Source organism: Promineifilum sp. (SeqCode) (assembly GCF_041918635.1).
GTDB lineage: Bacteria > Chloroflexota > Anaerolineae > Promineifilales > Promineifilaceae > Promineifilum.
In genome coordinates, this window is the sequence record NZ_JAYRVJ010000257.1 from 1 (window position 1) to 11,156 (window position 11,156).

Genomic DNA, 11,156 nt, shown 5'->3' on the forward strand with positions numbered 1-11,156 from the left:
AGGACGACGACAGCGGCGGCGGCGACGATGCCCTGATCTACGACTTCCGGCTGTGGACAACGGGCACTTACCGCATCTACGCTCGCAGTTTCGACCGCTCCAGTTCGGGTAGTTACCACATTTATCTAACCCCCGGCCCATAGAGCCTAAGGCCCGCCAGGTCAACGACCTGGCGGGCCGCCCATTCGTGGTAGAATGGCCCCAACTATCATCCATTCGGAGGTGAAGACGTGGCCCACTACCCCTACCTCATCATCGGCGGCGGCATGACCGGCGCGGCGGCGGCCAAGGGCATCCGCGACTACGACGCCGGCGGCCCCATCGCCCTCGTCTCGGCCGACCACGAACCCCCCTACGACCGCCCGCCGCTCTCCAAGAAGCTGTGGGACGGCAAGAAGCGGCTCGACGAGATCTACGTGGCGCTGCCCGACGGGGTAGACCTGCGGCTCAGCCGCCGCATTCTCGAACTGGACGCCGACGCCCGCCGCGCCACCGACGATGCCGGCGCGGTCTACACCTACGATAACCTCCTGCTGGCGACAGGCGGCACGCCGCGCCGCCTGCCCTATGGCGGCGACTGGGTCAACTACTACCGCACCCTGGACGACTACCACGCCCTGCGGGCCGACGCGGCCGCCGGGGCGCGTTTCGTCGTCATCGGCGGCGGCTTCATCGGTTCAGAGGTGGCCGCGGCGCTGCGTAAGCAGGGCAACGAGGTGACCATCGTCTTCCCCGACAAGGGCCTCAGCGACCGCGTCTTCCCGTCCCATCTGGCGGCGCACCTGAACGAGTACTACCGCGACAAGGGCGTGACGGTGCTGACCGGGGAAAAGGTGGTGGGCATCGAGGAAGGTCAGGAGGAGGCGGTCGTGCTGACCGGCAGCGGCGGCCGCCTGCCGGCCGATCGGGTGGTGGCGGGCATCGGCATCACGCCCAACGTCGATCTGGCCCAGGCCATCGGGCTGCCGGTGGACAACGGCATCACCGTGGACGCCTACCTGCGCGCCGCCCGGCCCGAAATCTACAGCGCCGGCGACGCGGCCAACTACCCCGACGCCGTGCTGGGCGAGCGGCGGCGCGTGGAGCACGCCGACGCCGCGCGGGCCATGGGCCGGGCCGCCGGGCGCAACATGGCCGGGGCCAACGAGCCGTACACCTACCTGCCGATGTTCTACTCTGACCTGTTCGACTATGGCTATGAGGCGGTCGGGCAGGTCGATGCGCGGCTGGAGATCGTCGAGGATTGGCAGGAGCGGTACGACAAAGGGGTGCTCTACTACCTGCGGGATGGGCGCGTGCGCGGCGTGCTGACGTGGAATATCTGGGACAAGCTGGACGAAGCCCGCGCCCTCATCGAGGCCGGTGATCGTCACGCCCCGGAAGCCCTGGTGGGCCGGATCAGAGAATGAATCAACCACAGATTATCACGGATTTAACGGATAAGAACGGATTGAACTCGACATTCAATCCGTGAAATCCGTAGCATCCGTGAAAATCCGTGGTTCATTTATTCAAGGGTACGCATTCACTGGCGAAGGGGTATAGCCGGCGGCGGTGATAAGGGCGACCCAGTCCCCTTCCGGCGTACTGGGCGGCGGGCCGAGGGGCAGCTGCCCCGCCGCCGCCGTCACCCGCAGCCGCCGGTCGCTCATCTGGCCCGTACGCGGGTCATACCAGCGCACGTCATACTCCCCATCCGGCGCGCGCAGCGTCGCCCCGACGGCGGCAGCGTTGGGCAGATAGATGGCATAGACCTGCCCCTCCAGCGCGAAAACCTCGCCGCCGCCAAAATCGGGTGCTTCGCCCGTCAGCAAGTGGTCGGCCGGAGACATGAGCCAGAAGGGGGTGTGCTGCTCCAGAAAGCGCCGGGCGTAGCGCATGTAGTCCCACATCGCATCCCGCGTGCCGAAGTCCTCCAGATTCAGGTCGCCGCCGGTGGGCAGGTCGTGGCTGCCCGCATACCATTCGATGTGGCCGCCGCTGAAGTAGGTGTCGTAGAGGGCGATCTTGCGCAAGATGCCGGCGTTCCAGGGGGCCAGGCCCTCCGCGGCCGGGTTGTTCTCGTCCAGTTCGATCACCCACGGCCGGCCGGCGGCGGCCGAGGCCGCCCGCCACCCTTCGGTCAGTTCGCTGGCGTGGTTGGGGCCATATTGCAGGGCCGTGGCCGAGAACTCCGGACGGCCCAACAGCGGATCGTAGACAAACAGCCAGTCGGTCGGGTTGTGCAGGGTGATGGGGTGCTCGGCCCAATCGAGCGCCTGCAAGTAGCCGGCGAAGGCCAGCGACTCTTCGGCGGTGAAGACGCTCTCTTCGCTCAGATTCCACTTGATCGCCAGCAGATACCCGAAGCGCGCGGCCAGTTCGCGGTAGAAGAGGCGTCGCTCGACGCTCAGGCCGTCGCCCAGCCAGGTTCGGTTTTCCGGCTCGGTCTCGTTCAACACGATGTGGAGGGCGATGCCGCGCCGCTGGGCATGCTCTAAGACGACGTTCCACTGTTCGAGCTTGCCCACGTCGTAGTGGGTTGTGTCCGTGGGGGACAGGAAGGGGTAGGTATCGGCCCCATCGCCCCCCAGGTTCATCGGCAGGAAGTAGATGGAGTTGACGCCCTGGGCCGACAGGTAGTTGAGCGCGCCGATGATGCCCCGGCCCTCGTCGATCATGCCGGGCAGCGTGGGGTCGCCCGTGCGCCAGTCGTCAACGTGGGGCGTGTAGCGATGGAGAAAGCCAGGGAGGATGCCGCCCTGGTCGTCGGTGTTGCGGAAGCCAACGTAGCCGAGGAAGTTCTCCGGGCTGTTCGTGCCCCCCTTGATGCGATAGGGGCCGTCGCGGAACTTGAGGTAGTGGCCGCCGACGTACTCCAGCCGCCCCCAGCGCAGAAAGCCGGGCGCGTCGGGGTCGCGCGGGGCCACGTCGAACGCGCCGCTCGCGCCGTCGAAGGCCGCCGGCCGGCCGGCCAGGGGGCTTAGCTCGACGGCCACACCCGGCCCGGCGCGAAACGAGGCGCAGTAGCGCCAGCGGCCCGGCTCATCGGCCGAGAAGCGCACCGCCCACTGGTCGCCCGCGCTGCCGCCTCGCCCATCGCCGGCGAAGAAGCCGGGCACGTCGTAGACCCGGGCGGAGGGGGAGACGAAGCGCACGCTGAGCCGGTAGTCGAGGAAAGGGTTGGGCGCGGCGTCGCTCTCGGCGGCGGCCGGGCCGCTGAAGCGCACGGTGAGCGGGTGCCAGGCGACGAGCTGGCCTTCGATCACGGCCGGCGCGGCGTAGCTCGCCACGCCATCGCAGGCGGTAGGCGCGTAACGGCCGAAGATGAGCGGGACGAAGGCGCGCCCCGCGTTAGTCGCCGCCGGGTTGGTCGCCGCGACAGCCGCCGGACGGGTCGCGACTGGCTCAGCGTCGGTCGCGGACGCCGGATGGGCCGCCGTAGCCAGAGCCGGTCCGCCCGTCTCCCGGTCGAGCACCCTCTCTAGCAGCATGCCCACGCCGATCAGGATCAAGCTCAGCACGAGTAAAATAGACCACCGGCGGGAGGGAGAGCGGGAATGCGCGCCGGGCGCGGGAAAAGGGTTCATAAGCGTGTCGGGCCTTATGGAGTGACGGTCAGGTCAATCTCTAGAGCCGGATAGCACCGGCCGGTAGCGTCGGGGCCGGTGCAGGCCACGGCGCTGATTGTATGCGCGCCGAGCATCGTGCTCCAGTCCCAGTCACTGTAGGGATCGCCGCTCGCGTCGCCGTGCATGTAATAGGGCGGCGCGTTCTCGACGCAGGTCGCGCCGCGGCAATGGCGCTCGCCATCCACGAAAAAGGTCACGCTGCCCACCGGCCCGTTGACGTCGGCCACGATGGTCAGGTAGTTCGCGCCCACTTCGCTCAGGTCGACGGTCGCGCCATCGCGCAACTCGAACAGGTAGCCGGCGCCAGGGTTGACCAGAGAGAGCGCGGTAATGCCTGGCTCGGCGACCGTCGCCGGGGAAGGCGGCGTGGGCGAGGGCAGCGGCGCGGGGGTAGGGGCCGCGGTCTTGACGAGCGCGAGCGTGGGCGAAGGGAGCATCTCGACTGTGGCCGTGGGCGCGGCCGGCGCAGTGGGCGCGGCGGTCGCGGCGGCCGGCGTCGCCGTCACCTGCACGACGGCCACGGTGGCCGTGGGCGGCTCGGGGTCGCGTTCGGCCGTGCGCCGGCTGAAGGTGAAGGCGGCCACGGCGACCGCGCCGGCCAGCAGCAGCAGCGCCGCCAGCGCCCCCAGCAACAGCGGCGACCCCCGGGCCGGCGACGGCGGCGGGATGGTCGGCGGCGACGAGACAATCGGCGGCGTCACGCTTCCGCCCCAAACCGGCGGGACGTAGACGGCGGCCGGCCGCGCCAGTTGGCCGCAATGGGGGCAGGCGTTCACCGTTCGCCAGCCCTCTTCGGAGATGGGATCCTGGCCGGGGGCGTTGTCGCAGACGACCACCGGCGCGCCGGCCCGCAACGTCTCGCCGGTGACGGCGCAACTGCGCTCATACCACACGGCCGGCGAGTTCTCCTGGAGCACTTCGTAGTGGTGATTGAGCGGCAGAGCCATATCGGTCATGGTAGGTTCGATGCGCGCTGGAACAAGGCGAGCAGTTGGTTAGAAGTATACGGGTTGGGGCCGGGGGAAGTCAAACGCCCGCCTACGGTTGGGGCAGACCGGCGTGTCTGCCCCCAGTGCTTGTTTGTAGTCAGGCAATGTTGAGACTAACAAAAGAATACGGATACCGCTCGGCACGCTCTGGTCTGGACCGCCCCGGGCTGAAGCCCCGGGGCTAGTGAACAACGGCCCGTGAACGGGCCTTGAAGACACAGTTGCTCGGCAGCCGGCCTCGGCCGGCGTTGTTGACTAGCCCGGCGCCTTCAGGCCCGGGCGGCCTCGTCGAGGCTTGTCCTTTGTTGGCTTTGCCAACTCGACCCTATATATCCGTATTCTTTTGTTAATGCTCAAAACTGCCCGACTACGAACCTGACTTGACACCAGCCGCGGAGCGCGCTATACTCCTGCCATACCCCCTCCCCAGGGGGGTGGGGGTTATGGGCGACGCGCCCCGAAAAAGACCATGAACGACCAAACCCGTCAAGACGCCACCCAACGCCTGGCCAGCGCCGCCGGCCACCTGCGCGGCATCGAGCGCATGGTGGCCGATGACGCCTACTGCATCGACGTCATCAAGCAGATTCAGGCCGTCCAGGCCGCGCTGAACAAGGTCAGCGCGCTGCTGCTGGACAACCACCTGCGCACCTGCGTCACCACCGCCATCCAGGGCGACGATGCCGAGGAGCGGGAGCGGATGTTGCAGGAGATCACGAGTGTGTTTGCTGTGAGTGGAAAGAAATAAGAGGCTCACGCAAAACAGGGGCTAGGGACTAGGGACTAGGGGCAGAGCGCTCTTCCCTAGCCCCTAGCCCCTAACCCCTAGTCCCTAATTTAAGGAGAAATGAGATGGAAACGAAGACCTTCAAAGTCCCGGCGATCAGCTGCATGCATTGCGTCCACACGATCAAGATGGAAGTGAGCGACATCCCCGGCGTGGACAGCGTCGAGGCCGACCAGGAGAGCAAGATGGTCACCGTCAGCTGGCACGACCCGGCCAACTGGGAGCAGATTCGCCGCACCCTCGTCGAGATCAACTATCCGCCAGAGGGATTGATTACGCTTAATTAGGGGTCAGGTTCTAGGGACTAGAGAAGAACGCTTTTCCCTAGCCCCTAGCCCCTAGAACCTAGCCCCTATCTTGAGGATACATGTCTGACAAACAACTGACGCTGCCCGTCATCGGCATGACCTGCGCCAACTGCGTGGCCGCCGTGGAGCGCAACGCCAAGAAGGTCGAGGGCGTCACTGACGCCAGCGTCAACTTCGCCAGCGAGAAAGTCACCGTCACCTACGACCCGGCCGTGGCCGGCGCGGGCCAGGTGACGGGCGAGGTCATCGAGCGCATCCGTCGCGCCGGCTACGACGTGCCCACGGCCGAGGTCGAACTGCCCCTGCTGGGCATGACCTGCGCCAACTGCGCGGCGACCATCGAGCGCCGGCTGAAGAAGGTCGATGGCGTCGTCGAGGCGTCGGTCAATCTGGCCAACGAGCGGGCGACCGTCCGCTACGCCCCCGGCGCGGTCACGCGCGCCGACCTGGTGGCGGCCGTCCGCGCCGCGGGCTATGACGTAGTCGAGGCGGCCGCCGGCGAAGAGCCGGCCGACGCCGAAGCCGCCGCCCGCGAGGCCGAGATCGCCCACCAGATGCGCCGGCTGATCGTCGGGGTCATCTTCACCCTGCCGCTCTTCCTGCTCAGCATGGGGCGCGACCTGGGGCTGCTGGGCGCGTGGGCCAACGCCGCGTGGGTCAACTGGCTGTTCCTGGCCCTGGCGACGCCGGTGCAGTTCTACGTCGGCTGGGATTACTACACCGGCGCGTTCAAGAGCCTGCGCAACGGCAGCGCCAACATGGACGTGCTGGTCGCCCTCGGCTCGTCGGTGGCCTACTTCTACAGCGTCGCCGTCCTGCTGGCCCTCACCGCCGGCCGCATGACCCTCGGTCACCACCTCTACTTCGAGACCTCAGCCGTCATCATCACCCTCATCGTCACCGGCAAGCTGCTGGAGGCGCGCGCCAAGGGGCGGACGAGCGAGGCCATCAAGAAGCTCATCGGCCTGCAACCGAAGACGGCCCGCGTCGTGCGCGACGGCGTGGAGCGCGACGTGCCCGTCGCCGAGGTCGTCCCCGGCGACCTGCTGCGCGTCCGGCCGGGCGAAAAAGTGCCGGTGGATGGGCGCGTGGTGGACGGCCGCTCCTCGGTGGACGAGAGCATGATCACCGGCGAGAGCCTGCCGGTTGACAAGGTCGCCGGCGACGCGGTCATCGGCGCGACGATCAACCGCCAGGGCCTGCTGACGGTCGAGGCCGGCCGCGTGGGCAAGGACACCGTGCTGTCGCAGATCATCCGTCTGGTGGAGCAGGCCCAGGGCAGCAAGGCCCCCATCCAGCGCGTCGTGGATCGCGTGGCGGCCTGGTTCGTGCCGGCCGTCATCGTGCTGGCGCTGTTGACCTTCGCCGTCTGGCTGGTCGCCGGGGCGGGGTTCGTGCCGGCGCTGCTGCGGCTCATCGCCGTGCTGGTCATCGCCTGCCCCTGCGCCATGGGCCTGGCGACGCCGACCTCCATCATGGTCGGCGTCGGCAAGGGCGCGGAGCACGGCATCCTGTTCAAGAACAGCGCCGCCCTGGAAGAGGCCCAGCGCCTCAACGCCATCGTCCTCGACAAGACGGGGACGATCACGCGGGGGGAGCCGGCGGTGACGGATGTGGTGGTAGGGGCGGGTTTCAAACCCGCCCCTACCGCCGACCACTGGCTCCGCCTGGCGGCCAGCGCGGAGCGGGGCAGCGAGCACCCGCTGGGCGAGGCCATCGTGCGGGCGGCCGAGGCGCGCGGGTTGGCCCTGAGCCAGCCGGAGCGGTTCGAGGCCGTCGCCGGGCATGGCGTGGCCGCGGTGGTGGACGGCCGGCGCGTGCTGGTCGGCAACCGGCGGCTGATGGAGCGCGAGGGCGTGTCGCTCAACGGCCTGGGCGAGCGGGCCGCGGCGCTGGAGGCGCGGGCGCGCACGACGATGTGGCTGGCCCAGGACAACGAAGCCGTGGCCGTCATCGGCGTGGCCGACACCATCAAGGACGGCTCGGCCGAGGCGGTGCGGGCGCTGCACGAGTTGGGGCTGACCGTGGTCATGATGACCGGCGACAACCAGGCCACGGCCGACGCCATCGCCGCCGAGGTGGGCATCGACCGCGTCTTCGCCGGCGTGCTGCCGGGCGACAAGGCGGCCTACGTCAAGCAGCTCCAGGACGAAGGGCTGCGCGTCGGCATGGTCGGCGACGGCATCAACGACGCGCCGGCGCTGGCTCAGGCCGACGTGGGGTTAGCCATCGGCACAGGCACGGACGTGGCCATGGAGACGGCCGACGTGACGCTGATGCGCGGCGACCTGCGCAGCGTGCCGCAGGCCATCCATCTGTCGCGGGCGACGATGCGCAACATCCGGCAGAACCTGTTCTGGGCCTTTGGCTACAACGTGGTGCTCATCCCCATCGCCGCCGGTGTACTGGCCCCGTTCGACTGGGCTCCCGCCTTCCTGCGCCAGCTCAGCCCCATCCTGGCCGCGGGGGCCATGGCCTTCAGCAGCATCAGCGTGGTGACGAACGCGCTGCGGCTGCGGCGGGTGACGTTGTAGCGCAGCCCGTCCGGTTCGTAGTCAGGCAATTCATTGCCGGTCTTCCCCCGTAGGGCGATTTGCCAGATCGCCCTACCCCTGGCCGTTCTTCCCGATCTCTATAGGATCGTTCAATCATCCGACACGATCGGACAATCCCCTTCCCTACCCGCGCCCTATAATAGACCAACCGAATACGACAAAAAACGGGAGTGAGCACCATGCAAAAGCGCAAGCTTGGAAACAGCGGCCTGGAAGTTTCGGCCCTTGGCCTGGGCTGTATGCGAATGACCTTCGGCGACGCGCCGATCGGCGATCGGCAGGAGATGCTCGCCTTTCTGCGCGCCGCCGTAGACCGCGGCATTACCTTCTTCGACACGGCCGAGGTCTATGGCCCGTTCAACAACGAAGAACTGGTGGGCGAAGCGCTGGAGCCGTTTCGCGGGCAGGTGGTCATCGCCACGAAGTTCGGCTTCAAGCACGAGCCTGGTTTCGGCCCAAGCCCCCGATCTGGCCTGGACAGCCGGCCGGAGCAGATCAAGCGCGTCGCCGAGGCGTCGCTGCGACGCCTGCACGTCGAGGCCATCGACCTGTTCTACCAGCACCGTGTTGACCCGAACGTGCCCATTGAGGACGTGGCCGGGGCGGTGAAGGAGCTTATTCAGGAAGGCAAGGTCAAGCACTTCGGGCTGTCCGAGGCCGGCGCCGATATCATCCGTCGCGCCCATGCCGTCCAGCCCGTCAGCGCCGTGCAGAGCGAATACTCGATCTGGTGGCGGGTCGTCGAAGAGGCCGTTCTGCCCACCTGCGAAGCGTTGGGCATCGGCTTCGTGCCCTATAGCCCGCTCGGCCGCGGCTACCTGACGGGTAAGATCGACGAGAGCCAGACCTTCGACAGCTCTGACATCCGCAAGGGCAACCCGCGCTTCACGCCGGAGGCGATCCGGGCCAACCGGGTGGTCATCCACTTGCTGGAACGTATTGGCGCGGACAAGGGCGCGACCCCGGCGCAGATCGCCCTGGCCTGGCTGCTGGCCCAGAAGCCGTGGATCGTGCCCATTCCGGGCAGCCGGCGACTGGAACGCCTTGATGAGAACATGGGCGCGGCTGATATCGAATTGACCGCCCACGATCTCGCCGACATCGCCGATGCCATGTCAGCCATCACGGTCGTTGGGGATCGGTATTAGGACGGGACAATCAACCCAGGCCCACCCTTACGTAACCGTTTCACCCGCGCGATTTGTATCTCTGGCACAGCGTTTTCCCTTCAGCGGTTGACTAACATCCCCGGCAACGGACACGTTTGTCACACATCAAACTGAAGAGGAAACGATATGCATCACACGACAAATCAAGAAGCGATCCAGAAAGTGCGCGAGTTGGTCAAGGACATCGACTTCGCCATGCTGACCACGGTCAATGAGGACGGCAGCCTGCTCAGCCGCCCCATGAGCACCCAGGAGGCCGAATTCGACGGCGATCTATGGTTCTTCACCTCGCTCGACACCGGCAAGGTCGACGACATCGTGCATCACCCCCAGGTCAACGTCGCCTACGCCCGGCCGGACGACCACACCTACGTATCCGTCTCCGGCGCGGCCGTTCTGCTGAACGACCGGGCCAAGATGAAGGAGCTGTGGTCGCCGGCCTACAAGGCGTACTTCCCCGAGGGGCTGGACGACCCGAACCTGCGCCTCATCAAGGTCAACGTCCAGAAGGCCGAGTACTGGCAGGGCCACGGCCTGATCCGCACCATCATCGGCTTTGCCCAGGCTATGGCCGGCAAAGAGGCTGACTTGGGCGAGAACGAGAAGATCAACTTAGGTGGTTAAGCGATAGAAACCGGGTTTCTTCTGAGAAACCCGGTTTCTAAACCCGCCGGAGTTCTTCGATCATCGCCCGCCGCTGCGGGTACTGCCGGATGAGGGCGTCCACCAACTCTTGCACCCGCGCCTCCTGGCCCAGCGCCTTCATGCGCCTCAGCAGGGTGCAGGCGTCTCGATAGGTGTCGCGGTTGCTGACCGGCTCCAGCATCTTCTCGACGGCGCGCTCGTAGACCAGGGCCACCTCGTTGGGGTAGCGCGCCTCCAACTCCTTCCGGTACGTCTCGAGCAGCGCGACCTTGTCCGGTATGACCAGCGCCAGCAGCCGCGGCCACAGACCCTCGCGCGCCAGAATCCAGGCCGCTTCCGCCTCGTGCCGGCTCTCCTGGATGAGTTCCTCGCGCACGGCCGGCCAGTCGCCGGGGGGCGTCCGTTCCTTCAGCAGCTCGAAGTAGCGGGTATCCCGGCTGCCCAGCCACAATTGCCGCATCAGCCTCACCGCCGCCGCCTTGTCTCCCTGGCGCTGGACGATGTCCAGCAACAAGGCTCGGTATTGGTTAACCAGACCGGGATAACGCCGCTGCTCGTTGAGCGCGACACCTTCTTGCGCCAGACGGATAGCTTCGGCCAGATCGGCGCGGGCGACGTACTCCTTGATGAGCGCCTGCCGGAAGCCGTCGTGCTCTATCTGGCTGCGCATGAAGGCGAACGCGGCCGCCTCGCCGTCCAGCCGTTTGATAACGTCCAGCTTCACGAACGCCGCCTTTTCCGCATGGTAGTTCCGTTGGAAGGCGCTGCCCCACGTGACGACTTGGGGTGCGGGCACAGCATCCAGGGCCGCGAACAGCAGGGCGCGCCGCTCCTGGCCGTCCACCAGGCTGGCAGCCATCTCGAACATCTCCCAGCCCCAGTCGAAGCCCATGAACTCCCGTCTGGGAGCCTGCTCCAGGAAATAGACGAAGAGCGCCTGCTGCTCCACCGGCAACAGCCGGTCCAGGGCATCCGTCAGGCCGCCGATGGCGCGGGCGATGCAACCGCCCAGGCTGCCCGTCGAGTCGTCGGCCTGGCTGTACGCCTCGATGGTCTCCTCCATCACCGCCTGATAGATGGCGACGGCCCGAT

9 protein-coding genes are annotated in these 11,156 nt (G+C 67.1%); 6 read left to right on the forward strand and 3 right to left on the reverse strand.

The genetic code is table 11. The features are described from left to right. Positions 1-230 precede the first annotated feature (230 nt). The gene (locus tag ACE3UY_RS08625; RefSeq protein ID WP_374687136.1) at positions 231-1,409 is read left to right on the forward strand and encodes an NAD(P)/FAD-dependent oxidoreductase; all 1,179 of its coding nucleotides are present in this window, start codon (positions 231-233) and stop codon (positions 1,407-1,409) included. A 102-nt stretch (positions 1,410-1,511) separates the two neighbouring features. Here ACE3UY_RS08625 and ACE3UY_RS08630 read toward each other — a convergent pair whose 3' ends face one another. Together ACE3UY_RS08630 and ACE3UY_RS08635 are read right to left on the reverse strand one after the other, a co-directional pair. Beyond that, on the reverse strand, positions 1,512-3,503 hold the full coding sequence (locus ACE3UY_RS08630; protein ID WP_374687137.1) for a DUF5060 domain-containing protein: 1,992 nt from the start codon (positions 3,501-3,503) through the stop codon (positions 1,512-1,514). 80 nt (positions 3,504-3,583) lie between these two features. Next, positions 3,584-4,567 carry a hypothetical protein gene (locus ACE3UY_RS08635; RefSeq protein ID WP_374687138.1) on the reverse strand — a complete coding sequence of 328 codons (984 nt, stop codon included), beginning with the start codon at positions 4,565-4,567 and terminating at the stop codon, positions 3,584-3,586. A 502-nt stretch (positions 4,568-5,069) separates the two neighbouring features. Here ACE3UY_RS08635 and ACE3UY_RS08640 point away from each other — a divergent pair. From ACE3UY_RS08640 to ACE3UY_RS08660, 5 genes are all read left to right on the forward strand, one after another. After that, a complete protein-coding gene (locus tag ACE3UY_RS08640; RefSeq protein ID WP_374687139.1) occupies positions 5,070-5,348 on the forward strand; it encodes a metal-sensitive transcriptional regulator in 279 nt (92 codons plus the stop codon). A 104-nt stretch (positions 5,349-5,452) separates the two neighbouring features. Continuing rightward, positions 5,453-5,674, forward strand: coding sequence for a heavy-metal-associated domain-containing protein (locus ACE3UY_RS08645; protein WP_374687140.1), 222 nt, complete (start codon positions 5,453-5,455; stop codon positions 5,672-5,674). 80 nt (positions 5,675-5,754) lie between these two features. Further along, a complete protein-coding gene (locus ACE3UY_RS08650; RefSeq protein WP_374687141.1) occupies positions 5,755-8,229 on the forward strand; it encodes a heavy metal translocating P-type ATPase in 2,475 nt (824 codons plus the stop codon). A 200-nt stretch (positions 8,230-8,429) separates the two neighbouring features. Next, entirely contained in the window at positions 8,430-9,398 is a 969-nt protein-coding gene (locus ACE3UY_RS08655) for an aldo/keto reductase (protein ID WP_374687142.1), read from the forward strand. A gap of 147 nt (positions 9,399-9,545) precedes the next feature. Then, positions 9,546-10,043, forward strand: coding sequence for a pyridoxamine 5'-phosphate oxidase family protein (locus tag ACE3UY_RS08660; RefSeq protein WP_374687143.1), 498 nt, complete (start codon positions 9,546-9,548; stop codon positions 10,041-10,043). A gap of 37 nt (positions 10,044-10,080) precedes the next feature. Here ACE3UY_RS08660 and ACE3UY_RS08665 read toward each other — a convergent pair. Further along, a partial coding sequence (locus ACE3UY_RS08665) for a hypothetical protein (RefSeq protein ID WP_374687144.1) occupies positions 10,081-11,156 on the reverse strand: 1,076 nt, incomplete at its 5' end.